Consider the following 25,927-nt stretch of genomic DNA (forward strand, 5'->3'; position numbering starts at 1 on the left):
ACTTTTGATACCTAACAGCAACCTCCACCATCATAATGAAAGGTAGATTCGCTAATAAAAATATCATCTCTATTTAAGTTTGCTATAGCACCAGCTGTTTTATCGCAGATAGCTAATGGCTGATTTTTGAGTAAAACATGTCCAGCGTTATCATCAAAATAATCATTATCACCAAAATAAATTGCTGCTTTTCCAGTAAAGATACATGGTCCATCATTAGGCATAGGATCTTTTATTGCGGCAACTTCAATAGATTCTATATAAATTAACTCGTCTGTAGCATAGTTTTTAGGATCTAAAATTCTGTAAGGCTTACGCGCTCGAATTTCAATAGTTCCAAAACCTGCATCAGTAAGGGCTTTCACATATTCTGCAATAGTTAAGCTACCACTTAAACACAATGCGCGAAGTCTGTCGTCGTTGCGTAATTCGTCATTCATTGGTTGTTCGCAGGTAGGATCGCTCATCACTAATCGTCCATGAGGTTTTAAAACACGATACATTTCTGCGATGGCTTTTTGTAAATCGTCTGCCTTAAAAATATTAAACAAACAATTTTGAGCAGCAACATCAATACTATTATCTTCTACAGGAAGATGCATGGCATCGCCTTTTTTAAGGTCAACAAACTCAGACTTAAACCAAGGGTTTAGAGCTTCGGCTTCTATAAAGTTTTTACGAGAAGCTTCTAGCATTTCATCGACCACATCAATACCAATGACACCATTTTTTTGACGATTAAAATAGGCGAATTGTAATAATTCCATACCACCACCAACACCAACATAAAGTGTTTTAGGATTGTTGGTTAAATCACGAGCATGCACAGTTGAGCCACAACCATAATTCATTTCTTGCATGATGCGCGGAATTTTAAGTCCAGGTAATTCCCAAATAGGGTTTGTTGTACAGCACAGACCAATATCTGGTGTGAGTGCAGCATCTTTATAAACGTCGTGTGTGGTTTCTAGATAACTCATATTTTTTAAGACTTTAGAGGTTAGACCGCATTATGTTTGGTGTCTAAAATTAATATTGCATGTTGAATTTGCGTTAAGGATTGCAGCATTTGTCGGAGCTCTTTTTTGAGATTTCGTATGAATGTACGACATGGCATGACTAAAAAAAGCGACTGCGGAAAGCCTGACCAACCGAGGCTTAAGCATTGGTTGGTAACGCCCCAATTAAAGGGTTTTAATTAACTCTTTAAATAAGGTAATCATATTCGGTTCGGCTTTTGCAGCCATAGCAATAATTTCATTAATATTTACTGGTTTTAGATTATCTGGGTCGCATTCATCGGTTAAAACTGACACTGCAGCCACATTTAATTTTAAATGATTGGCCACGATAATTTCTGGAACCGTACTCATGCCGACAGCATCTGCGCCAATAATTTTAAGCATTCTGTATTCTGCTCGTGTTTCAAGTTGCGGTCCGACGACACTCGCATAAACACCTTCGTGTAATTTGATGTTATTAGCTTTTGCAATAGACTTGAATGTTTGATTAATGGTATGGTTGTAAGGCGCACTCATATCTGCAAAACGTTCGCCTAATTCTGAAACGCCTTTGAAAGCGAGAGGTGAACTGCCTTGAAGATTTATATGGTCTTCTATAAGCATGAGTTCTCCTTTTTTAAAATTAAGGTTGATGGCTCCAGAAGCATTAGAGACGAGTAAGGTTTTAATGCCTAGTTTTTCCATAATGCGGACAGGATAAGTCACGTCCTGTAAAGAATAGCCTTCGTATAAATGAAAGCGTCCTTGCATGACAATAATTTTTTTGCCAGCAAGTTCACCATAAATTAATTTCCCTTTATGAAACTCAACAGTCGCCGTTGGAAAGTTTGGAATATGGTTATAACTTACTTCATTTATAATCGTTATTTCATCTATAAGTTTGCCTAATCCAGTGCCAAGAATGATTCCTATTTCTGGTTGGTCAAAGCCTTTTTCTTGTAGATATTCAACGGTTTTATTGATGTGTTTAATCATGTATTAATTGTTTTAATGTGGAATTGTTTTTCATGTCTTCAAAAGTATCGATATCGTTTAGGGTCTCAAGTTGGTGTACTTTAATTTTATGTAAATCTTTTAAGGTATCTTTTAAAACTGAAGACGTTCCCCATGTTTTGTTTTCAAAAATATGTGCGTGTAAAGCCTTCATTCCTAATAAATAATAGCCACCATCTTTTGCAGGGCCAATCACTACATCACGTTTATTTAAACTTTGGAATGCTTCAGTGACGTGTTTTTGTTTTAAATCGAATAAATCACTGCCAATAATCATGACCTTTTCGTAATTATTTTGAAAGGCATTTAGAAAAGCATTGCTCATTCTGGCGCCTAAGTCTGTGCCATTTTGAAGGTGTTTTTGATATATTTTTGGGTTCCAAATATCTTTTTCTTGAATAGCTTCTGAGTAATATACAGCTTTGTCACAAGCTAAATCTCTAATGATTTTTTCAGTATGCTCTAATAAGAAGGAATAAATGTTTAAAGCAGAAGCTTCGCCAATTGTTTGTGCTAAACGCGTTTTTACTTTGCCAAGCTCTGGGTTTCTAGTGAATATAATAATGAGGTTTTTACTCATATATTTTAATGCCTTTAGTTAACCAAGTACTCCATATTTTAGAAAAGACATGAACATTATGTGTTTCTTCGTCTTTCAAATTGAATAGAGGTAAGTCGTTATTTTTCCACTCAAAAATACCACCATATAAGTTATATACGTTAGTATATCCTTCTTTTTTAAGTTTTTCAGCAATATCTTCAGAGCGTATGCCAAGTGAGCAATAAATAACAATGAATTGTTGTTTATTGGGTAACTGTTTAGTTGTTTTCTTTAAATCAAATTTATTAAAACCAACATGTATGGCATTTTTAAGATGACTAACGTTATATTCTTCTAACTCTCTAGCATCTAATAGAATGGGTTCTGTGTTATTCTCTGTTAATTCTTCAATTGAAATATAAGGAATGCTGTTTTTATTGTGCTTGTCTAATAATTCTGCAAGTGTATCTTGAGAGAAACTAGAGAAAGTGCATATAACGCATATGTAAAATAGGAGTGTTTTCATATTAAGCAACTGTTCCTTGGCAACTACTTCCAGCTCCAGCTGTACAGCCATAACAGTGTTGCGAAATTACAATATTTCTATCTTGAAGTAAAGTTTCGTTATAGTCTGAAATATGTTTTACAGAGCTATTTACAGGCAGCTCTAACATTTGATTAAAATCACAATCGTATAAATAGCCATCCCAACTTATTGAAATGGTATTCGTACACATCACGTTTGTAACTGCGCTAGGATTGTAGGCTTCAACTAAAGCATACATATAATCTTCATAATTTTCTGAAGCGATAAGATAATCTAAAAAGCGACTAATTGGAAGATTTGTGATGGCAAATAAATTATGAAATTGGATATTAAAATCATCTATAAGTGCTTTTTTAAAATCACGTTCCATAGCCATTTGATCGCCAGGCAAAAAAGCACCAGAAGGATTGTAAACTAAGTCGAGTTTCAAGTTGCTATTAGGCATACCATAACCTACTTTATTCAGTTCTTGTAGAGCCTTAATTGATTGGTCGAAGACACCATTGCCTCTTTGTTTGTCAGTTTTTCCGCGTGTCCAGTGTGGCATTGAAGACACCACGTGAACATTATGCTTTTTAAAAAACGCAGGCAAGTCGTGATATTTTTTATTGGCGCGAATAATGGTTAAGTTAGAACGAACGATAAAATCTTTAATTCCAGCTTTAGATGCTTCTTCGACAAACCATCTAAAATTTGGATTCATTTCTGGTGCGCCACCTGTAAGGTCTAAAGTATGCGCTCCTGTTGTTTTTATTACATTAAGACACTGTTGCATGGTCTCTTTAGTCATAATTTCTGTGCGATCTGGTCCTGCATCAACATGGCAATGTGTACAAACTTGGTTGCACATATAACCTACATTAATTTGAAGTATTTCTAGTTTTTTAGGACGTAGAGGAAACTGATTTGTTTCCTTTATTTTATTCGAAAATGTTGGGAGTTCTCCACTTTTAAAAATGCCGTTAGATAGAATTTCTAATTGTTTATTTGCTTTTGCTAAATCGCTATCTCGTTTATGAAGCGATTGTGTTTTTATTTTCGTCATATTTTATTCTGAAAATTTCAGATGATTTATTAAGATTTGCGTTAAGGATTGCAGCATGTGTTGGAGCTCTTTTTTGGGGTTCGGCATTGCAGTGCGGAATGGCAAATCAAAAAAAGCGACTGCGAAAAGCCTGACACTACAATGCTTAGGCGTTGTAGTGAAACGCCCAAAAATTAACCATCTAATTTATTTACTTTATTCATCATTTGAACACCATGCACTAACGAGGCTCCTCCTCTAATAGCACCAGAAACATGTAAGGCCTCCATCATTTCTTCTTTTGTTATGCCACGTTGTAAGCCATCTCCTGTATATGCATCAATGCAATAAGGGCATTGGATGGTATGTGCGACGGCTAAGGCAATTAATGATTTTTCTCTTTCAGAAAGCGCGCCTTTTTTAAAAACAGAATTATAGTATTCAAAGAATTTAGAGCCTAACTCTTCATTCCATTCAGATATTTTACCGAATTTTTTTAAGTCTGCTGGATCGTAATATGTTTTTTGCATGTTTTGATTTGCTATTTATAATTGTATACGTAAAAAATGAATATACAGTTTTATGTCGTAAACTGTTTAGAAACTTAACAAAAAAACTAGAATTAGTTGAAATGTGATTTTTAAAAGGTTTCTGCCTTTAAAACGTCACTTTGTGAAGTCATTTATAGCGTTAAAATTTTAACTCTTAAAAGATATAAATTTTTAACTTAGCATGAAATATATAAGTCATGGATTATTTTGTTATTGCTTCAATATTGGTACTTATTTCGGCAGTTTTTGGGTACATTAATGTACGGTTCTTAAAATTGCCAAATACGATTGGCTTAATGCTAATTACCATACTATTTACATTAGCTGTCTTCGCTTTAAGTTATTTTGATGACACGTTATTAAATGCGGAACGGTTTATTATTAAACAGATTGATTTTAAAGCGATCTTGCTTGATGTTATGTTAAGCTTCTTGCTTTTTGCAGGCGCATTACACACGAATTTCGAGCAGTTAAAAGTGCAGCGTTGGCCTGTTTTAGTATTTGCTACTTTTGGTGTTTTGACCTCTACTTTTTTAGTAGGAATTGTGATGTTTTATATGTTGCAATTAATAGGTCTTGATGTGCAGTTTATTTATTGTTTGTTATTTGGTGCATTAATTTCTCCAACTGATCCAATTGCAGTTTTAGGAATTCTTAAAAAGGCTGGAGTTCCCAAAAAATTAGAAACAAAAATTGTTGGTGAATCTTTATTTAATGATGGTGTTGGCGTTGTTGTGTTTTTAACTATTTACAAGATTGCCGATTTAGGAATTGATAACGTAAGCACTCTTGAGGTTGCAGAACTATTTGGAAAGGAAGTCTTTGGCGGAATTGTATTAGGACTTATTTTAGGATGGATTACTTACAGAGCCATGCGATCTATTAACGATTACGACATAGAAGTTATTATAACATTAGCTGCTGTTATGGCTGGAACCGTTATTGCGCAAAAGTTGCACGTTTCAGCACCTTTAGCTATGGTAACTGCTGGTTTAGTTGTTGGGAATGATACGGTTAGAAATTCAGCCATGTCTGAAACTACAGAAATTTATGTGGATAAGTTTTGGGAGCTGATTGATATTCTTTTAAACACGATTCTTTTTGTGCTCATTGGTATGGAAATGTTAGTGTTGTCTGTTGAAGGAGATTATTTAATCGCTGGACTTTTGGCCATTCCATTAGTGTTGTTATGTCGATATACCTCTTTATTATTGCCAATAAATTTCTTTAAAAAGCGATTAGATTTTGTTCCAAAAACGAATTTAATTATGACTTGGGGAGGACTGCGAGGTGGTATTTCTATTGCACTGGCTTTAGGTTTAACTGAAACTATGGAGCGTGATTTGTTTTTAGTTATTACTTATGTCGTGGTTGTGTTTTCTATTTTAGTTCAAGGGATGACTGTAGGGAAATTGGTAAAAAAAGTAGAAGTTAAATAGTCTTTATGCAAAATTGGATTGAATTATTAGCAAGCTTTAAAGCAAAGCAAGAACCTGTAGCATTAGTTACTGTAACTAAATGCTTGGGTTCAACGCCTTGTGTCGTCGGATCAAGAATGATTGTCACTCAAGAGAAGAAAATTCACGGAACAATTGGTGGCGGGAAACTCGAATTCAAAGCAATTGAAGAAGCTTTAACATCATTAGAAGCTAATGAGATTATAGAATCAAACTACACATTAGGTCCAGAATTTGAACAATGTTGTGGCGGACAAGTAGAATTTATTATAGAACCCATGAATCAATCACCAGAATTATTTTTATTTGGCGCAGGACATATAGGCGTTGAAATTTGTCAGCTTTTAATAAACACGCCCTTTAAAGTTACTTTAATTGATTCTCGTGAGGATTGGTTTTCTAGTATCGATTTAGATGAATCTATAGTACGAACTGCAGTAAAAGAAACCGATTTTAAAACCTTTAAAGATGCTGTAAAATGGGGAAAAAACTGTTATGTTTTGGTGTTAACTCATGATCATGGTATTGACTTTAATATTATTGCAATGGCTTTACAAAATGAGACTAAATACTTAGGTTTGATTGGAAGTAAGACCAAACGCGTTCGGTTTAACAATATGCTTATTAAAGAGATGAATATTAAAGAAGGTATGCAGCATGTTGTTTGTCCGATTGGACTAGAAACTGGAGGTGACTCACCAAAAGAAATAGCCATTAGTGTCGTTGCACAATTATTGCAAGTACATTATAGTAAATGAAAAACAATAAATCCATTATAGATAAATTAACTGCGCTTTGGGCGTTAAATGAATCAGGTCTTGGTGGATTTTTACATGTGTTTAATTCACCATTTACAGGGTTAATTGTTGGAGGGATTGCGATATTACTTATTAGTCTCATTGCGTTTTACGCAGAAAAAAAATGGCAAGCTATTTTAAAAGCATTGATAATTGTCTTAATTATAAAAATGGCAGTAAGTCCTTACTCACCATTTACTGCTTACATTTCTGTAAGTTTTCAAGCTATTTTTGGGGCTTTTTTATTTTCTAATTTTTCATGGAAAGGAATAACCTTAATAGTTTTAGGAATGGTCACATTTTTACAGTCTGCACTTCAGAAATTACTTAAGCTAACTATTATTTATGGTACAGAATTTTGGGAAGCAATAAATATATATGGAGCATGGATTCAGCAAAAAATGAATTACATCATCGAAAGCTCTACAACGTCTGTTATAGTAACCATTTATCTTTTAATTTATGGCATCTGCGGATTACTTACTGGACTTTTTATTAAAAGTATAATGCAGATTATTTCTAAAAAGAAAGAAACTGATTTTTATCTAGAACCTATAAAACAGCCAGCTAAAACAAAACCTTCAAAAGGAAAAATGAAAGCTAAAATCGTTTGGGTTTGGTTAATTACAGTTGCTATTATTGTTTTAGCATTCACTTTTTTTGGTGGTACCTTAATTGGATGGCAAAAAGCTATTTACCTTATTTTACGAAGCTTCTTAATTTTAATGCTCTGGTATTTAGTTTTAGGACCTTTTGTATTGAGATTAATTAGAAAATACCTTCAAAAAAAAGAATCAAAATATCAGGAAGATATTGCAAATGCAATGGATTTATTTCCATATTTCAGACAAATCATTTTATTTACATGGAAAGAAACTAAAGGCTTAAAAGGCTATACAAGATTCAAGTATTTTATGGCTAATAGTATTTCAAATTGTATTCATTTTAAAATGCCTTCGGAATGATTTACATTCTTACAGATGAGATTAGAACAGGAAAGACTACAGCTTTATTAGAGTGGGTCAGTGGTAGAGCAGGTGTTGATGGATTACTTTGTCCAGATGATGACAATGGGAAACGCTATTTTTTAAAAATAAAATCAAAAGAAGGATTTAAACTTGAAGCTGATTTTGAAACAGAAGCGATCATCAACATAGGAAGCTTCAAATTTTTACAGTCAGCATTCAAAAAAGCCAATGATTACATAATAAAAGTGGCTGAAGAAAGAGCGTTTCAATATCTTGTCATAGACGAAATAGGCAAACTAGAATTAAAAAAGGAAGGACTACATGTTTCGGCTGAAAGATTAATCTCTACATTTATATCTGATAAAAAACAACATGTTATTTTGGTTGTCCGCGATTACTTACTTGATTCTATTTTGCAACATTATGATATTTCAGAATATCAGCTAATTTCGAAATCAGATTTAACTAAAAATAGTTTCGCTTAAAGCATAATAAATTGCCATAAGTGCAGAAAAAATAGCACTTGCCATGAAACGCCATTTCAGTTTAAATTTATTTTGAATAATATAGTTTGCAATAAAAGATATTGGGATATTCACTAAAAAAGACCAAAAAGCAATTTCTAAAAGATTAAAACCAATCGATTCAAACTGCCCAGAAAATAATTTTATAAACAACAAATGTCTTGCAATCCAAAGCGGATTAAAATACAGAATAGCCAAAAGCGTTTTGCTTAAAGTAGCTTTAATGCCTTTTGAAATTTGTGTTTTTTTATCAATCCAATCAAAGTAATTTGGGATTTCAAAGGCGTAAAAACTAGCTCCAACTAAAATCATTCCTAACAAACGATACCAAGAAAACTCATCCAATACTAAGGCAGCAAAAGTGTCTCCAGCACTATAAATTATAGCGCCTTTTATTGTGTTTTGTTTTTTATAGTGAAGTGCGATAATGTTTAATTTTGGTACAAACTCATTAAAACTTTCTCAGGCGTCATTGGAGCGTGAAATTTTAAATTGTAGTTTGGGTTATAGGCTTTAATGGCATTCTGAATAGCGAAATAAGCACCAATGCCATACATTAAAGGTGGTTCTCCTACAGCTTTTGATTTTAAAATAGCCAGTTCATGACCTTTAGTTTCCAGAGGAATAACTTCTACATTTTTAGGCACCGAAAATAAATCAGGAATTTTATAGGTCGATAAAGCATTAGAAAGTAATCGTCCGTCTTTATTATAAGCTATTTCTTCCATGGTCATCCAACCAATACCTTGAGCTAAAGCACCTTCAACTTGACCTAGATCAATACCTTTGCTCATGCTTTTTCCATAGTCATGAACAATTTTAACGGAATCAAATTCATAAGTGCCACGAGTACAATCTACAGTCGTGATAACAATAGCTGTACCATAAACATGATAGGCAAAAGGATGCCCTTTTTCTTTGGTTTTATCGAAGTGAATTTCTGGTGTAGCGTAATGTGCATTTTCGGTTAGAGCTACACGTTTTAACATGGCTTTATTGATGAGGTCTGTCCACGATAATTTAGATTTTTCACCATTAGTATAAACACATTCATCTTTTAAAGAAATGCTATCTTCTGGAGCATTTAAGTCTTCTGAAGCCACTTTTTTTAAGCGTTCCAAAAGTGAATTACAAGCCATTAAGGTTGCTTTTCCGTTTAAATCTGCAGTAGAACTTGCCGCAGAAGGCGAGGTGTTTGCAACTCGAGTTGTATTGGTGGTTTCAATCTTTGTTTTTTCAATAGGAACAGAAAACACTTCAGCAGCAATTTGCATCATTTTAGTGTTAACACCTTGTCCCATTTCTACAGCAGCAGTACTTATTCCAATACTTCCGTCTAAGTAAATATGAACCAAGGCACGAGCGTGATTCATGGGTGTGTTGGTAAATGAAATTCCAAAAGCAATAGGCATTAGCGCTAGGCCTTTTTTAAAGGCTTTATTAGTCCTGTTGAAATTTTCAATATCACGTTCTAACGCTTCAATATTAAAGATGTTTTTTGCAGAATTCCAAGAGGTTTTGGCCTCTACTTGTTTTGCGATTTGGCCATAAGAGAACGTGTCGTTTTCATCCAACAAATTAGCTTCTTGAATTTGCCTAGGACTTACACCAATTTCTGACGCGGCCTTAGCGATAGCAGATTCTATAACGAACATGCCTTGAGGACCACCAAAACCTCTAAATGCTGTATTGGGTGGTAAATTAGTTTTACAGCTCAACACTTTTGTGGTTACGTTTGGAACATAATAACTATTGGTGGCATGAAATAATGTACGCTCAGCAATTGCAGGCGATAAATCTGCTGCAGCACCAGAATTTTGGAGAAATTCAGCTTCGTAAGCTAAAATCTTTAAATCTTTAGATAAGCCAATTTTATAAGAGCTTTCATAAGGATGACGCTTTCCTGTCATGCGTAAATCGTCATGACGATTTAGAATTAGTTTAACAGATTGATTTAAATGATGCGTGGCCAATGCAGCCATAACAGCCCAAGGTGTGGCTTGATCTTCTTTGCCGCCAAAACCACCGCCAAGTCGTGTTACATCAATTTCAATTTTATGCATCGATACACCTAAAACTTGAGCTACTGTTTTTTGAACAGCAGTTGGACCTTGCGTAGATGATGTAATTTTTATATTGCCATTTTCTAGAGGTTCTGCATAAGCGCCTTGAGCTTCGATGTACAGATGTTCTTGTCCGTTTGAAAAGGTTTCACCTTCAAAAATAAAGTCACAATCTTTATAGGCATTTTCGGTATCACCCAAACTGAAGGATCTAGGCGCATTGATAAAACTCCCTTTTGTTTTAGCTTCTTTTGCTGTGGTAATAACAGGTAAGTCTTCAATATTTATGTCGATTAAATCCCTTGCTTTTCTTGCAATAAATTCGGTTTCAGCGACAATTAAAGCAATAGGCATTCCCCAAAAATGAACTTCGTTTTCAGCAAATAGAGGTTCATCTGGAATAATGCCACCAATTTCATTTTTACCAGGAATATCTTTGTAGGTAAAAATACGTATAACACCTTCTAAGGCTTCTGCTTTAGAATAATCAATATGTTTTATTTTTCCATGCGCTTTTGGTGAATCAAAAACGACTGCATGAAACGTACCTTGCCTGATATTAACATCATCAACATACAACGATTCCCCTCTAACATGTGTATATGAGTCTAAGTTTTTAATGCTTTCTTTTAAGTCTTTTGAAACAGCATTTAATTTTGTTTTTAGTATGTTATTTGATGTGTCTTTAAGCATGCTGAACAAAATCGTTTAAGGTGAATTGCTTTGGAAATAACTCAGTAAAATGTGCAAAAAATAATTGTCTTCCTAAAAGGCGTTTATAATCGCTTGACCCACGAACATCACTAATTGGTGCAATTTCCTTTTGAAGCCTCTCGTTAGCTTCCAATATGGTTTCTGAAGTCAGTGATTTTCCTGTTAAAAAAGCAGAAGTTTCATGTAAGTACTTAGGAATTGCAGCAACTCCACCTAGAGAAACATGTGCTTCAGTAATGGTGTCGTTTTCCACTGAAATATAAATTGCTGAGTTTACACTTGCTATATCCAAATGGGTTCGTTTGCAGACTTTTTCAAAATTGAAAAAGGCGTTTTTATTAGGTAATTTAAAGTGAATGCTTTTTAAAAGTTCATCCGCATTTAAGTCGTATGTTTTATAGGCTTGATAAAAGTTTTTAAGTGCAACCGTTCTTTCTTTTCCTTCTGAATTAATAATTGTTATAGTACTATTTAGCGCTAAAAAGAAAATGGTCATATCACCAATTGGCGAGGCGTTTACTAGGTTTCCACCTAAGGATGCCATATTTCTAATTTGCTCAGAAGATACTAGCTTTAGATGTGTTCTTAAGTTTGGTAAAATACTATTTAATTTGCTGTGATTCCATAAATCGGAAACGGTTGAATTGGTTCCAATAGTGCAATTTCCGTTTTCTATTGCAATGCCTTTTAAATACTCTTTTTCAGCAATAAGATGAACATCATTATCTGCTAAATGGTCAGCTTGTTGTACATATAAATCAGTTCCACCAGAAACATATTTTCCTTTAGGTTGATTTAAATCTTTAATTTCAATATCTTTTAAACGTTTTGGAATGCTTTCAAAATACTCAGGAATAAATTTATTTTCAATTAACCACTTGAAATTTGTTTTAGAATTGTAATGTTTCAGTTTTTCAACCACTTGATGTGCTGCTTTTTCAATAGACTTGTAGCCTGTGCATCTGCAAATATTTCCACTAATAGCATTTAACGCATTGTTATAATTGTTCTCTGAATAAGATAAAGCAAAACCTGTTAAAGCAACCACAAAACCAGGTGTGCAAAAGCCACATTGTGTCGCGTAATTTGCTTTCATGGCCTCTTGAGTAGCCGTTAATTTGTTTTTTAGATTGGTGCCTTCAATAGTAACAATATGTTTACCATGCGCATTTCCTAAAGGAGATATACAGGAGGTAATGCTTTGATAGCTTATAGTTTCATCCTTATTTAAAGTGCCAACTAAAATGGTGCATGCTCCACAATCACCTTCACGACAGCCTATTTTAGTTCCTGTAAGACGCTGCTCGTAGCGTACAAAATCTAGTAACGTCATTCCAGAATGTTCAGACGTTTTTATAGTTTTATTGTTGAGGATGAAGGTTATCATTTATTAGTATTCGGTTTTATCTTCTTTTCTGGTCCATTCTTGAAAAGGCTCTAATGCAATTTCACGTGCTAGTTGTTCAAACGGAATACTACGTTCAGCATAAGGTAATGGAATTTCTTTGTAAATAAACTCGTCATCAAACCCAATATTGGCAGCGTCAACTTGATTGCTTCCGTAGTACACTTTATCTGGTCGTGCCCAATAAATAGCACCTAAGCACATTGGGCAAGGCTCGCAAGAGGTATAAATTTCGCAACCATCTAACTGAAAAGAATCTAAGTTTTTACATGCATCTCTTATAGCTGTGACCTCTGCATGTGCAGTTGGATCGTTAGTCGAAGTGACTTTATTATTTCCACGTCCAACGATTTTTCCATTTTTAACAATGACACAACCAAAAGGCCCACCTTCATTATTATTCATTCCTTTTAAGGCAGCATTTACAGCTTCTTTCATGAATTGTTCTTTATTACTCATATTAAATTTAAGTTGTTTTTATTGATAAAAAGTTGAACAAGCTAATATACTATTTTTTATAATGAATTTTTAGTTTAGCTTTTGTTGTTATAACCAAAAAACCCGAACATATTGTTCGGGTTTTTAGTGGTGGTGCCTCCAGGAATCGAACCAGGGACACAAGGATTTTCAGTCCTTTGCTCTACCAACTGAGCTAAGGCACCAGTCGCTTAATTGCGGATGCAAATATATATTCATTTTTATTATTACCCAAGAGAAAATTATAAAAAATCGTTTCATTTAAAATAATACATTTTTATTATTCAGTCTTAGCTCTTTAGCTTTGGATATTATTTTGATTATAATAATAAATGTTAATGCCATTTTGTAAATTTGCATCTTTAAGAAATGGTATGAACTTAATTATTGATGTTGGAAATTCTTTTGTAAAACTCGCTGTGTTTGAAAAAGATAAAATGCTGATTAGGCATAAAGTACAAAGTAAAGACGTTCTAAAAACTTTGCGCTTGTTAAGAAAAGAATACAAAAACCTTCAAAAAGCCATTATTTCTTCAGTAGGGAAATTGCGACAAACAGATGTTGCTTATGTTGAAAAATACTTTGAGACGATTGTTTTAAATTCTGAAACCAAACTTCCTTTTGAAAATTTATATAGTACACCAAAAACTTTAGGGATCGATCGAATTGCTTTAGTAAGCGCTTCAGTAGAACAATTTCCAGATAAAAATGTCTTAATAATTGATGCTGGGACGTGCATTACTTTCGACTTTATTACTAAAGAAAATCATTATTTGGGTGGAGCTATTTCACCAGGAATTAGAATGCGTTATAAAGCTTTGCATAATTTTACAGCTAATTTACCGTTATTAGAAACTGAAATCCCAAAAAATAGTATTGGCAATTCTACGGCAAACTCAATGCATTCAGGAGTAGTGCAAGGTGTTTTATTAGAAATTGAAGGTGCAATTCAAAAATATAAGTTAAAATATCCTGATTTAACAGTTATTTTAACAGGAGGAGACACTAATTTTTTGTCTAAACAATTAAAAAGTAGCATATTTGCCAACTCTAATTTCCTTTTAGAAGGATTGAACTATTTATTACAATTTAATACACACTAATGATAAAAAAACTTGTATTAGTTTTTATTGCAATAATTGCAATTCAAAGTCAGGCTCAAGAAGGCACAGCTTCACCATATTCGTTTTATGGTATTGGTAGCCTTAAATTTAAAGGTACTGTTGAAAATCGAAGTATGGGAGGGTTGAGTATTTACACAGACAGTATCCATGTTAATTTAAGAAATCCTGCTTCTTATGGTGGAAATAACCTTGCAATATATAACGACGAAGGAAGGCCAATGAAGTTTTCTGTTGGTGGCAGCCATACAAGTACAAAATTAAAAAGTGATTCAAGTAGCGATCGTGTTTCTTCATCTACTTTTGACTACTTATCAATAGCATTACCAATAGGGAAATTAGGCGTAGGATTTGGCTTATTACCTTATACTTCGGTAGGCTATAAGCTAGAAAATTTTGAAGATAACGGAGATTTATCCACACGCTTTAGTGGAGAAGGAGGTATTAATAAAACTTATTTGTCTCTAGGATATCAAATTACTGATGGTTTAAGTATTGGTGTTGATGCCAATTATAATTTTGGGAATATAAAAGGAAGTACGATTAAGTATGTTTATAATGATGAAGGCGAACTCGTTCAATATCAATCACGCGAAAATAACAGGTCAGATTTAAGTGGACTAAACTTTAATCTTGGACTTTTATATAAAACAAAAATAAAAGGAAAACTTGAATTGGTTTCTGGGTTAACGTATTCTCCTAAAAGTGATTTGAAATCTCGAAATGAAAGATCTTTCAATACGATTACAATTAATAATTCCACTGGTCAAGAATTTGTTGTTAACACTATTGAAGCTGACCTAGAATCGCAAGACCTAAAAGAAACAAAATTAGTGCTTCCATCTAAGTTTTCTTTTGGAGTTGGTATAGGTCAACCAAGAAAATGGTTTGTTGGAGCAGAAAGCACTTTTCTTCAAACAAGTAAATTTGAAAATGAACTTTATAGTTCAGTTAATACTAGCTATGAAAATAGCAGTACGTTTTCTTTTGGAGGCTTTTATATACCTAATTACAATTCGTTTAGAGGCTACTGGAAACGTATTGTTTATCGTGCAGGATTTAGAACCGAAAAAACAGGGTTGAAAATCAATGGAGAGTCCATAAATGAGTTTGGCATGTCTTTTGGAGTAGGATTACCAGTTGGAAATAATTTGTTATCAAATATGAATCTTGGATTTGAATTTGGAAAAAGAGGAACAACTAACAAAAACTTAATAAAAGAGAATTTTATTAATTTCCAATTAAGTCTATCTTTGAACGATAGATGGTTCCAAAAAAGAAAATTTGACTAACTGCATAAATATTAAGAAGATGAAAACGAAAATTACATTAATAACTATCTTATTCCTAGGTCTAGGATTTGGTTTCTCACAAGGTAACGAAGAAGCAATGATGAAGTTGTCTATATTTCACGAGTATGTGAAAGCTGGAAACTATGATGCTGCATATGAACCATGGATGGAAGTAAGAACAAAATGGCCTAAATTTAATAATGCAATTCCAGTAGATGGACAAAAGATTTTAGAACATAAAATTGAAAACTCAACTGGTGCTGAGAAAGTAGCATATATTAGAGATTTGTTAAAGCTTTGGGATGAAAAGCGTGAAAACTTCCCAAGCAAAACTAAAGTTGGAGATTTATTATCTGATAAGGCTCAATTAATGTATGATTATAAAACAGAATTAGGCTTAACAGATGCTCAAATATATGATGCTTTTGACGAAGCATATAAAACAGATTTAAAAACCTTTAAAAATGCCAAGTCATTATATACTTACTTTTCTTTAATGGTTGATTTATATGATGCTGGAAGTAAAACAGATCAGCAATTATTTGATAAGTATGATGACATTGTTGATAAAATAGAAACTGAAGTAAAGAGTAATTCTGAAGGATTAAATAAACTTATTGCTAAAGAAGATGCAGGAACACCATTAACCAAAAAAGATGGTCAGTATAAAAGATATTATGAAAGTTCATTAAAAGCTTTTGATCAAATCTCAGGTAGTGTTGATGCTAAATTAGGAGATAGAGCTAATTGCGCAAACTTAATTCCATTATATCAAAAAGACTTTGAAAATAATAAAACTAATGGTGTTTGGTTACAAAGAGCAATGAACAAATTATATGAAAAGGGTTGTAAAGAAGATCCAATGTTTGTTAAAGTTGTAAAACAAAAAAATAGCATCGAGCCAAATGCTAAAACATCTTATTACTTATACTTAATCACTGGAGAGCAACAATATTTTGACCAAACACTAGAGTTAGAAACAGACCCTTTCAGAAAAGCTAAATTGTACACCACTATTGCTGAAGATTTTAAATCTAAAGGAAGCTATAGTAAAGCGAGACAATATTATGAGAAGGCATTACAATTAAATCCATCAAATGGAAAACCTCATTTACGTATTGCTTCAATGTATGCTAGAAGTGCAAACGATTGTGGAGATACCAACTTTAATAAACGTGCCGTTTATTGGTTAGCAGCTATTGAAGCAGAAAAAGCAGGTCGAGTAGATCCAACTTTAAAAAGCGCAGCAACACAAACTGCAGCTAGTTATAGAGCAAAAGCGCCAAGTAAATCAGAGATTTTCTCTGAAGGAAAAGCAGGACAAACGATTAAAATTGGTTGTTGGATTGGTAGAAGTGTAACAGTACCAAAAATCTAATGCGACATTTAAATTTATATCTAAAAAGCATAGTCTCAATATTTATTGTGACTATGCTTTTTTCATGTAAAAACAATTTTAATGAAGTTCAGAAAATAGGTGTCTCTGAAGACCAACCAATTGGTGTTGCAGAAGATATAGATTTAAAACATACAGACTCAGGACGCGTTACCGCAAACCTTATAAGTCCGAAAATGTTAGATTTTACAAACCGACCTTTTGGATATAATGAATTTCCTGATGGCGTGGTTTTACATTTATACGATGAAAACAATGAAAAGAGCACAGTAATCGCAGATTATGCAATTTCTTACTCTAAAACTGGACTTATAGATATGCAAGGTAACGTTGTGCTATCATCTCATAATAAAGACACCTTATTTGCCGAACAATTGTATTATGACCAAAATAGAGAATGGTTGTTTACAAATCAGCCAGTTACGTTTAGACAAGGTAGAGACTTAATTAATGGTAATGGCTTCGATTCGGATTCTAAGTTTAAACAAGCTCAAGTGTTAGAAATTGATGGTATTATAACACTTAATGAATAGCATTTAATATCTTTGTTTAAAACTAATCATAATAGACCAATGAAGACTATTAAAATTTTTCAATACGCATACTTGTTTTTTGCAGTACTATTTATATATGATGCAATAAGTAATTGGACTACAGACAGGTCAAGATCATATATTTCTTTAGGATTTACTGCGTTGGCCATCTTTATGTATTTTTTTAGAAAAAAGTTTAATAAAAAATTTGAAGATAAAAACAACACGAAATAAATGAGTACGTATGTCCTTATTATTGTTGTTTCTTTATTGCTTTCCGCTTTTTTTTCAGGCATGGAAATAGCTTATGTGTCTTCAAACAAAATTCATATAGAAATAGAAAAAAAGCAAGAAGGCTTTCTTGCAAAAATCCTCTCAAAACTTACAACAAAACCCTCTAAGTTTATTGCTACGATGCTTATTGGAAATAATATAGCATTGGTTATTTATGGGTTTTTTATGGGAGATTTACTCCTTAATTGGTTTCAATCTCTATTGCCAACAAATTCAGGTTTTATAAACTATTTACTTACAGATTTTAATTTATTAACTCAAACTATAATCTCAACATTAGTTATTTTAATAACTGCCGAGTTTTTACCAAAAGTATTCTTTCAAATTTATGCGAACTCGTTATTAAAAATATTAGCCTTTCCAGCATATCTGTTTTACATGCTGTTTACATTTATATCTGATTTTGTATTATGGATAACAGATTTTGTGCTGAAAAAGTTCTTTAAAACCGAAGGAGACCAAGTGCAATTAGCTTTTACAAAAGTTGAATTAGGCAATTATATTAGCGAACAAATGGAATCTGTCGAAGAGCATGATGAAATAGATTCTGAAATACAAATTTTTCAAAACGCCTTAGAATTTTCGGAAGTAAAAGCTAGGGAAGTTATGGTGCCAAGAACCGAAATTATTGCTGTTGAATTGAATGAAACTTTAAAAAACTTAAATACCACTTTTACCGAAACAGGCTGTTCAAAAATACTTGTTTATAAAGATAATATTGATGATATTCTGGGTTATGTACATTCTTTCGAGCTCTTCAAAAAACCTAAAACAATCAAATCAATAATCCTTCCTGTTGAGTTTGTTCCTGAAACAATGCTTATAAATGATGTGCTTAACGTACTTATAAAAAAGCGTAAAAGTATTTCTGTTGTGCTTGATGAATATGGAGGTACCTCTGGAATTATGACTGTTGAAGATATCGTTGAAGAACTTTTTGGCGAAATTGAAGACGAGCATGATAGTGTAGATTTAATCGAAGAAAAATTAGGCGATCATCACTATAAATTTTCCGCACGTTTAGAAGTAGATTATATTAATGAAACGTATAAAATGAATCTTCCTGAAGGTGAAAATTATGAAACACTCAGTGGATTAATTGTAGCACATACTGAAGAAATTCCGCTTCAAAATGAAATGGTTGAGGTTGAAAACTTTCAATTTACAATACTAGAAGTCTCTAACACAAAAATTGACTTGGTAGAACTTAAAATTTTAGAGGAAGATTAGCGCAATTCTCGTATTAAAATCTTCAATAATTATGAAAGCTTCTTCTAAGTCGAAATAATCCCAAAGAACCCTTTTATAATTAAATAGAAAATGGTATTTTCGCGCACTATATTGAATAAAAAATTATACCAAAAATGGCAATTTTAAATAAAATTAGAAAACAATCATTAGTACTAATTGCAGTTATTGCTTTAGCATTATTCTCTTTTGTATTAGCAGATTTATTTAGAAATAGTGATGCGCTTTCTTCTAAGTCACAAAACATTGTGGCTACAATTAATGGCAAAGACATTACTCGTGAAGATTTCATGCAAAAAGTTGAAGCTGCTCAACGTCAATCTGGAAACAGAGGAACAACAACGCAAGCAATGAACAATGTATGGAACCAAGAGGTAAGACTTGCAGTTATGCAAACGCAATATGATGCTTTAGGATTTACAGTTGAGAAAGATCAAATGAGAGATCTGTTAAAATCAAACTTAGCGAATAGTCCTGATTTTCAAAATGAAGCAGGTTTATTTGATGAAAATAAACTAAATGAATATATCGCTAACTTAAAAGAAACCTCTGCTGTTGCTTATCAACAATGGGTAGATTATGAAGAAAGTGTCGCGGCTACTGCACTTAACCAAAACTATATAAATATGGTTAAAGCTGGTATGATTGGAACATTAGCAGAAGGCGAATTACAACATAAATTAGAAGGTGATCAAGTAGATATTAAATATGTACAAGTTCCTTTTTCTTCAATTCCAGACAGTACAATTACAGTTTCTAATAGCGATATTACAAGCTATATGAATGCACATAAAAAACAGTTTACTGTTGAAGAATCTAGAAACCTTAATTATGTGGAGTTTAAAGAAGTAGCTTCATTAGAAGACGAAAATGCGATTAAGCAAAGCTTATCAAGCATGTTAAATGATAATGTAGTTTATAACGAAACTACAAAGTCAAACGATACCATTGTGAGTTTCTTAAAAGTCACTGATAACGAAGCCTATATTAATGCAAATTCGGATATTAAATTCGATAATCGCTTTATCAAAAAAACAGATTTACCTACAGCTGTTGCAGATTCTATATTTAATTTAAATGTAGGTGAAGCTTTCGGACCATATAAAGATGGGAATCACTTTAAAATTTCTAAAGTAGTTGCAGTCACTCAAATGCCAGATTCTGTAAAAGCTAGACATATATTAATTCCTTTTATTGGTTCTCGTTCTGCAACTGAAGAAACCGTTCAAACTAAAGAACAAGCAAAAATAACTGCAGATAGTTTAATGGGTATCGTTAAAGCAAGTCCATCTAAATTTGTAAGCTTATTAGATTTTTCAGTCGATACAGTAAGTAATGAAAAAGAAGGTGTTTTAGATTGGTACACTTATAACGCTATGGTTCCTGAATTTAGAGATTTTACCTTTGAAAATAAAACAGGAGATTTTGGTGTTGTTGAATCACCATTTGGATATCACGTTATTGAAATATTAGGACAAAAAAATCATCAACGTACAATAAAAGTTGGGACTATAGCTAGAGTTATTGAACCAAGTGAGGCGACTATTTCAAAGGTGTTTAGAGATGCTGCAAGTTTTGAGAATGCAGTTGAAAATACCGCTTTTGCTGATGTTGCAAAAGAAAATAATTATGAGGTTCGTCCTGTAGATGGAATTAAAATTTTAGATGAAAATATACCAGGATTAAACGCTCAACGTGCTATTGTGCGTTGGACATTTGAAGACGAAACAGAAGTTGGTGATGTTAAAAAATTTCCAATTGCAAGTGGTTTTGCTGTTGTACAATTAACAGGAAAAAACAAAGCAGGAATGATGAATACTCAAGATGCCTCAGTTACTGCATTACCTGCAATTCGTAAAGACAAAAAAGCAGAAATGATTAAAAGTAGAGTTTCTGCAACAACATTAGAGGATTTAGCTGCAGCTGAAGGACAAACTGTAAAAACGGCTTTAGCATTGAATATGAAAACACCTACGGTTTCTGGGGCAGGTAGAGAGCCTAAAGTTGTTGGTACAGCTTTTGGTTTACAAGAAGGAGAAACTTCTAAATTAATAGTTGGTGAAAATGGCGTGTACATGGTTGAAGTGACTAAAGCTACGCCAGCAGTAAAGCTCGATAATTACCAAGCTTTCGCTAATCAAGTTACACAACAAAAACAATCTGCAGTAAATACAAGATTATACAATGCTTTAAAAGAAGCAGCAGATATTGAAGATAATAGAGCAAAGACAGTTCAGTAATTAAGAACTCTTTCGTTCATAAAAAAAGCGACTCATAACGAGTCGCTTTTTTTATGAAATTATAAGACTTAAATAGGATTAGTTGATCATCTCATCAAAACTCAAAATAGTCTCAAAGCCTTTGTTTTTAAAATAGGATTTAGGATCAGTTTTACTGGTTGCCAACACAAAATCTCCTCCCCAAGCTCCAAGACTTTTAATACTTCCCTTAAAGTCACTAAAAAATAATTTTTTAATGGGTTCTTTTTTTATGATTTTAGAAATAATAAGCTCATGTTTTTCGATGCAATTATTAAAATCATCTAATGTTTCACAGGTCATTATTTTGTTTGTAATGCTATTTATTTCGGAAATAACTTTAGCTAAATGACTAGAATTTTTTCTGTATTGAGCAATGCCAGCTCTACTGTTTTGTTTTTTATTTAAATGAACAAAATAAAGATGAGCTTTGAATTCTGGATTGAAATCTACAGGTTTAATTATGCGTTTATTGTCCGTTTTTGCTTTAGGTGAATTTAGAATGTTTTGCACTAGTTGATAGGTGATTCCTGTATGGTATTGAGCGCAAGCAATATCGTAGCCACTACCTCCAAAAGTCATTTCAAGTAAAGTGAAAGGGTTAACCTTAGCCCAAAGCGCGATGTTGTTTATAAGTGTAGACGATGTGCCAAGACCCCAGTTTTTAGGAAACTCTAATAACGTTGTAACTTTAAAACCATTGTTTGTATTTAAGAAATTTGGGTTAAGCTGTTGAACAGCTTGTAATATTTTAAATAATTGAATAGAGATTTCTGATGTATTCCGACTAGAGCAAACAATGGTATTATTTTTAATTTCGAATTCATCTTCAAACCAAACAGCTTCTTTTTCATCTTTGCTAATCCAAATCAATTTTGAATCTTCAATGACTTCAACTCTTAAATGCTGTCCATATCGTGTTGGTAAAGCTAAAGCTATAGCACCATCAAGGACCACGTATTCTCCAGTGAGTAATAATTTTCCGCTGCTGTAATAACTTTTCACGATTTATTTTTCTGTCTTAATTTCTCTAATGCTTCAATAACTGAGCCATGAGTTACAGTATGTTTTTTAAAGTGATTTACAAGTGTTTCTTTTTCGGCTTCAGTAGCATCAAACTGATTTAAAATGTTCATTAAATGCATTTTCATGTGTCCTTCTTGGATTCCTGTAGTCGTTAAAGAACGTAAAGCTGCGAAATTTTGAGCCAAACCAGCTACTGCAACAATTTGCATCAATTCTTTTGCTGAAGGTTTGTGTAATAGCTCTAAGGCTAGTTTTACCAATGGATGTAAATTGGTTAATCCACCAACTGTGCCAAGCGCTAAAGGGATTTCCATCCAAAAGGTAAAGATGCCGTGTTCAATTTTTGCGTGAGTTAAACTGCTGTATTTTCCATGGCGTGAAGCGTAAGCATGTACACCAGCTTCAATAGCTCTGAAATCGTTTCCAGTAGCTAAAACGACAGCATCAATACCATTCATGATGCCTTTGTTGTGTGTGACAGCTCTATAAGGTTCAACTTCGGCAATACGAACAGCTTGTATAAATTTTTCAGCATTAAAATCATCTTTTGGTAAGTCTTTTAAAGCGCAACTAACTTCAGCTCTAACCAAACATTCGGGAACATAATTAGATAAAATACTCATAACAATTTCTATGGTTTTATCTAATTGTTTTTCAGCTTCAGTTTTAAACGTTTTTGCAAATTGCTCTAAGCAGGAGTTTATAAAATTAGCTCCCATTGCATCTAAAGTCTCAAAAGTGGCGTGAAGTTGGTAGTAACCTTTTATGTCTTTGGTTTTGTCTATTAAAACAATGTCTAAAATACCTCCACCACGTTTTTCCATATTCTTAGTAATAGGTTTTGTGGCATGAATGAGTTGAGGTTTCACGCTGTCAAAAAACTTTTGAAGCGTTTTAAAATCGCCATGATACATAAAATGAACTTGTCCGATTTTAGTCGTTGAAATCACTTCAGTTTTAAATCCGCCATAGTCTAACCAGAACTTTGCGGCCTTACTTGCAGCGGCAACAACCGAGCTTTCCTCGATAGCCATAGGAATGGTATACACCTTCCCATTAATCAAGAAATTAGGAGCAACACCAAGAGGTAAATAATAATTAGTTATCGTGTTTTCTATAAACTCATCATGAAGAGTTTGGAGTCTGTTGTTCTTGTTCCAATATTGTTTTAAAACCTGTTTAGCTTCGTCTTTGTTAGAAAAATAGGTATCAACAATCCAATCAATTTTTTTAGATTTAGATAATTTTGAAAACCCTGAAATAGATGCACACATGTACTATAGTTTTGAAAACACAAAGATACTATTCTTGGTACTATAATTGTGTGAGTTGGTATAATATTGAGTATTTAACTGTTAATATTTACGGTTTTTTGCTTAATTTTTAGTAAACTTGACATCTATTTGTCATAAAGATTTATAATTGATGAGAACATTTAAATTCTTCCTATTAAGTTGTTTTTTTATAACAACAATTTCAAAAGCACAAACAAAAGACATTTCACTCGAAGATATTTGGAGTGGTTCATTTAGAACAGAAAGAATGGATGCACTGCATTCTATGAAAAATGGACAACAATATTCGGTTTTAAATTTTGATAGAGCAACAAGAACGACAACTATTGATGTTTATGATTATAAAACCTTAAACAAGGTTGAAACCATTGTGAATTCTGCAAATATTGAAGCTATTCCTTATTTTACTGATTATACGTTTAGTGATGATGAGAGTAAAATTATACTTGCTACTGATGTAGAATCTATTTTTAGAAGATCGACATTAGGAAAGTTTTACGTGTATGATACTAAAGATAATTCGGTAAAATTAATTGCTGAAGATAAAATTCAAGAACCAACTTTTTCTCCAGATGCGACTAAAGTTGCTTACGGCTTGAATAATAATTTATATGTAACTGATTTGATCTCTGGTGAAACTAAACAAATCACTTTTGATGGCATAAAAAATAAAATTATTAACGGAATAACAGACTGGGTTTATGAAGAAGAATTTGGTTTTGTTCGTGCGTTTCAATGGAATGCCAATAGTGATAGAATCGCCTTTATTCGTTTTGACGAAACTAATGTTCCTGAATTTTCAATGGATGTTTATGGTAAAGGTTTATACCAAACCCAACAAGTGTTTAAATACCCAAAAGCTGGTGAAAAAAATGCCATAGTATCTCTTCATTTATATGATTTAAAAACGAATAAGACTTCAGAAGTAGATTTAGATAAGGATTATAACGATTTCTACATCCCTAGAATTAAATGGACTAATGACTCTGATGTGCTAAGTGCTCAATACATGAATAGACATCAAAATGAATTAGATTTATGGATGATTAATGCCAAAAAAGGGAGTGCTAATTTAGTGCTTGCTGAAAAGGATAACGCTTATATTGATGTGACCGATAATTTAACGTTCTTAAAAGATGATAGCTTTATTTGGACAAGTGAAAAAGATGGTTACAATCATATTTACCATTACGATAAAGACGGAGAGTTAATTAATCAAATTACTAAAGGCAATTGGGAAGTCACTAATTACTATGGCTTTGACCAAAAGGCAGGAAAAATTTACTACCAGTCTGTTGAGAATGGATCTATAAACCGTGATGTTTATGCCATTGATTTAGATGGACGAAACAAAACACGCTTGACAAAAAGCAGAGGAACTAACAACGCGTCTTTTAGCGCAGATTTCACCTATTATATTAATACATTTTCAAGTGCAACAACACCTCCAGAATATACTTTAAACGATGCTAAGTCTGGAAATTTAGTAAAAAGTATAAAAGATAATGATGCACTTTCTAAAAAGATATTAGATTATAAAACCTCAAAAAAAGAATTTAGTACCATAGAGATTAATGGTAATAATTTAAACATGTGGATGATTAAGCCTGCTGATTTTGATGCGTCAAAAAAATATCCATTATTTATGTATCAATATTCTGGGCCAGGATCACAACAGGTAGCAAACCGTTGGAATAGCGCTAATGATTATTGGTATCAGCATTTGGCTCAACAAGGTTACATTGTTGTCTGTATTGATGGAAGAGGAACAGGTTTTAAAGGTGCGGCGTTTAAAAAAGTAACTCAAAATGAATTAGGAAAATATGAAGTAGAAGACCAAATTGAAGCGGCTAGGCAATTAGGTAAAAGACCTTATATTGATGAGTCTAGAATAGGAATTTGGGGATGGAGTTATGGTGGTTTTATGAGTAGCAATGCCTTATTTAAAGGTAACGATGTCTTTAAAATGGCAATTGCAGTGGCTCCAGTTACTAGTTGGAGATTCTATGATACTATTTATACCGAACGCTATATGGCAACGCCACAAGAAAATCCAAGTGGTTATGATGAAAATTCACCAATCAATCATGTCGATAAATTAAAAGGCGACTTTTTGTTAATACATGGTTCAGGAGACGATAATGTACATTTACAAAACACTATGCGCATGGTAGATGCTTTAATTCAAGCAGATAAGCAATTTGAATGGATGGTCTATCCAGATAATAATCATGGCATATATGGAGGGAACACCAGATTGCATTTGTATAAAAAAATGACCAATTTTATCAACAAAACCCTTGGAGATAAAATTGAAAAGCAAGACGTTAAAGAAGAACAGAAAGCTGAAATTAAAGGATAAAATATTAAATACTAACTAA

Annotated in this window: 23 protein-coding genes and 1 tRNA gene; 11 read left to right on the forward strand and 13 right to left on the reverse strand. The window is 32.9% G+C overall.

What is annotated here, in order from left to right; all coding sequences use genetic code 11:
* Positions 1-11: 11 nt before the first annotated feature.
* The 6 genes from arsM to ACFS5M_RS04580 all read right to left on the reverse strand — a co-directional run bounded on the left by arsM (position 12) and on the right by ACFS5M_RS04580 (position 4,657).
* Positions 12-980: an arsenosugar biosynthesis arsenite methyltransferase ArsM gene (gene arsM, locus ACFS5M_RS04555; protein WP_183486260.1), complete on the reverse strand. Its 969-nt coding sequence runs from the start codon at positions 978-980 to the stop codon at positions 12-14.
* A gap of 204 nt (positions 981-1,184) precedes the next feature.
* Positions 1,185-1,997 carry a purine-nucleoside phosphorylase gene (locus ACFS5M_RS04560; protein WP_183486262.1) on the reverse strand — a complete coding sequence of 271 codons (813 nt, stop codon included), beginning with the start codon at positions 1,995-1,997 and terminating at the stop codon, positions 1,185-1,187.
* Complete coding sequence (locus tag ACFS5M_RS04565) at positions 1,990-2,595, reverse strand: TIGR04282 family arsenosugar biosynthesis glycosyltransferase (RefSeq protein ID WP_183486264.1); 606 nt, start codon at positions 2,593-2,595, stop codon at positions 1,990-1,992. Before ACFS5M_RS04565 ends, ACFS5M_RS04560 begins: the two co-directional genes overlap by 8 nt.
* Positions 2,588-3,082 carry a rhodanese-like domain-containing protein gene (locus ACFS5M_RS04570; RefSeq protein WP_183486266.1) on the reverse strand — a complete coding sequence of 165 codons (495 nt, stop codon included), beginning with the start codon at positions 3,080-3,082 and terminating at the stop codon, positions 2,588-2,590. Before ACFS5M_RS04570 ends, ACFS5M_RS04565 begins: the two co-directional genes overlap by 8 nt.
* A gap of 1 nt (position 3,083) precedes the next feature.
* Positions 3,084-4,139, reverse strand: coding sequence for an arsenosugar biosynthesis radical SAM (seleno)protein ArsS (arsS, locus tag ACFS5M_RS04575; protein ID WP_183487264.1), 1,056 nt, complete (start codon positions 4,137-4,139; stop codon positions 3,084-3,086).
* A gap of 182 nt (positions 4,140-4,321) precedes the next feature.
* Complete coding sequence (locus ACFS5M_RS04580; protein WP_183486268.1) at positions 4,322-4,657, reverse strand: arsenosugar biosynthesis-associated peroxidase-like protein; 336 nt, start codon at positions 4,655-4,657, stop codon at positions 4,322-4,324.
* A 218-nt stretch (positions 4,658-4,875) separates the two neighbouring features.
* On the opposite strand from ACFS5M_RS04580, the gene ACFS5M_RS04585 reads away from it, so the two are divergent.
* The 4 genes from ACFS5M_RS04585 to ACFS5M_RS04600 are packed head-to-tail and all read left to right on the forward strand — an operon-like array spanning position 4,876 to position 8,385.
* Complete coding sequence (locus ACFS5M_RS04585; RefSeq protein WP_183486270.1) at positions 4,876-6,117, forward strand: cation:proton antiporter; 1,242 nt, start codon at positions 4,876-4,878, stop codon at positions 6,115-6,117.
* 5 nt (positions 6,118-6,122) lie between these two features.
* Positions 6,123-6,893: a xanthine dehydrogenase accessory protein XdhC gene (xdhC, locus tag ACFS5M_RS04590; protein WP_183486272.1), complete on the forward strand. Its 771-nt coding sequence runs from the start codon at positions 6,123-6,125 to the stop codon at positions 6,891-6,893.
* On the forward strand, positions 6,890-7,897 hold the full coding sequence (locus tag ACFS5M_RS04595) for a hypothetical protein (RefSeq protein ID WP_183486274.1): 1,008 nt from the start codon (positions 6,890-6,892) through the stop codon (positions 7,895-7,897). Before xdhC ends, ACFS5M_RS04595 begins: the two co-directional genes overlap by 4 nt.
* Positions 7,894-8,385 carry a nucleoside-triphosphatase gene (locus ACFS5M_RS04600; RefSeq protein WP_183486276.1) on the forward strand — a complete coding sequence of 164 codons (492 nt, stop codon included), beginning with the start codon at positions 7,894-7,896 and terminating at the stop codon, positions 8,383-8,385. The genes ACFS5M_RS04595 and ACFS5M_RS04600 overlap by 4 nt, the downstream gene beginning before the upstream one ends.
* On the opposite strand, the gene ACFS5M_RS04605 is transcribed toward ACFS5M_RS04600, so the two are convergent.
* From ACFS5M_RS04605 to ACFS5M_RS04625, 5 genes are all read right to left on the reverse strand, one after another.
* Complete coding sequence (locus ACFS5M_RS04605; RefSeq protein WP_221267549.1) at positions 8,362-8,769, reverse strand: hypothetical protein; 408 nt, start codon at positions 8,767-8,769, stop codon at positions 8,362-8,364. The genes ACFS5M_RS04600 and ACFS5M_RS04605 overlap by 24 nt on opposite strands.
* Positions 8,770-8,855: 86 nt before the next feature.
* The gene (locus tag ACFS5M_RS04610; protein WP_183486278.1) at positions 8,856-11,180 is read right to left on the reverse strand and encodes a xanthine dehydrogenase molybdopterin binding subunit; all 2,325 of its coding nucleotides are present in this window, start codon (positions 11,178-11,180) and stop codon (positions 8,856-8,858) included.
* On the reverse strand, positions 11,173-12,588 hold the full coding sequence (locus tag ACFS5M_RS04615) for an FAD binding domain-containing protein (protein WP_183486280.1): 1,416 nt from the start codon (positions 12,586-12,588) through the stop codon (positions 11,173-11,175). Before ACFS5M_RS04615 ends, ACFS5M_RS04610 begins: the two co-directional genes overlap by 8 nt.
* 3 nt (positions 12,589-12,591) lie before the next feature.
* Positions 12,592-13,065 carry a nucleoside deaminase gene (locus ACFS5M_RS04620; RefSeq protein ID WP_183486282.1) on the reverse strand — a complete coding sequence of 158 codons (474 nt, stop codon included), beginning with the start codon at positions 13,063-13,065 and terminating at the stop codon, positions 12,592-12,594.
* Positions 13,066-13,192: 127 nt separating this feature from the next.
* Positions 13,193-13,268, reverse strand: a tRNA-Phe gene (locus ACFS5M_RS04625).
* Positions 13,269-13,421: 153 nt separating this feature from the next.
* Here ACFS5M_RS04625 and ACFS5M_RS04630 point away from each other — a divergent pair.
* The 6 genes from ACFS5M_RS04630 to ACFS5M_RS04655 all read left to right on the forward strand — a co-directional run bounded on the left by ACFS5M_RS04630 (position 13,422) and on the right by ACFS5M_RS04655 (position 21,207).
* The gene (locus tag ACFS5M_RS04630; RefSeq protein ID WP_379898028.1) at positions 13,422-14,186 is read left to right on the forward strand and encodes a type III pantothenate kinase; all 765 of its coding nucleotides are present in this window, start codon (positions 13,422-13,424) and stop codon (positions 14,184-14,186) included.
* Complete coding sequence (locus ACFS5M_RS04635) at positions 14,186-15,496, forward strand: hypothetical protein (protein WP_183486284.1); 1,311 nt, start codon at positions 14,186-14,188, stop codon at positions 15,494-15,496. Before ACFS5M_RS04630 ends, ACFS5M_RS04635 begins: the two co-directional genes overlap by 1 nt.
* Positions 15,497-15,515: 19 nt before the next feature.
* Positions 15,516-16,874, forward strand: coding sequence for a hypothetical protein (locus tag ACFS5M_RS04640; RefSeq protein WP_183486286.1), 1,359 nt, complete (start codon positions 15,516-15,518; stop codon positions 16,872-16,874).
* A complete protein-coding gene (gene lptC, locus ACFS5M_RS04645; RefSeq protein WP_183486288.1) occupies positions 16,874-17,425 on the forward strand; it encodes an LPS export ABC transporter periplasmic protein LptC in 552 nt (183 codons plus the stop codon). The genes ACFS5M_RS04640 and lptC overlap by 1 nt, the downstream gene beginning before the upstream one ends.
* Positions 17,426-17,659: 234 nt before the next feature.
* Positions 17,660-18,949 (forward strand): hemolysin family protein, encoded by a 1,290-nt coding sequence (locus ACFS5M_RS04650; RefSeq protein ID WP_183486290.1) that lies wholly within the window; start codon positions 17,660-17,662, stop codon positions 18,947-18,949.
* A gap of 134 nt (positions 18,950-19,083) precedes the next feature.
* Complete coding sequence (locus ACFS5M_RS04655; RefSeq protein ID WP_183486292.1) at positions 19,084-21,207, forward strand: peptidylprolyl isomerase; 2,124 nt, start codon at positions 19,084-19,086, stop codon at positions 21,205-21,207.
* Positions 21,208-21,285: 78 nt separating this feature from the next.
* Here the strand turns inward: ACFS5M_RS04655 and ACFS5M_RS04660 are convergent, their stop codons facing one another.
* A complete protein-coding gene (locus ACFS5M_RS04660; RefSeq protein WP_183486294.1) occupies positions 21,286-22,230 on the reverse strand; it encodes a GYDIA family GHMP kinase in 945 nt (314 codons plus the stop codon).
* Positions 22,227-23,525 (reverse strand): hydroxymethylglutaryl-CoA reductase, degradative, encoded by a 1,299-nt coding sequence (locus ACFS5M_RS04665; RefSeq protein ID WP_183486296.1) that lies wholly within the window; start codon positions 23,523-23,525, stop codon positions 22,227-22,229. Before ACFS5M_RS04665 ends, ACFS5M_RS04660 begins: the two co-directional genes overlap by 4 nt.
* A 151-nt stretch (positions 23,526-23,676) precedes the next feature.
* Here ACFS5M_RS04665 and ACFS5M_RS04670 point away from each other — a divergent pair, with 151 nt between their 5' ends.
* Entirely contained in the window at positions 23,677-25,908 is a 2,232-nt protein-coding gene (locus tag ACFS5M_RS04670; RefSeq protein WP_183486298.1) for a S9 family peptidase, read from the forward strand.
* Positions 25,909-25,927: the final 19 nt, after the last annotated feature.

Origin of the sequence: Lacinutrix iliipiscaria (genome assembly GCF_042686125.1) — a bacterium.
In the GTDB taxonomy this organism is placed as follows: Bacteria; Bacteroidota; Bacteroidia; order Flavobacteriales; family Flavobacteriaceae; genus Oceanihabitans; species Oceanihabitans iliipiscarium.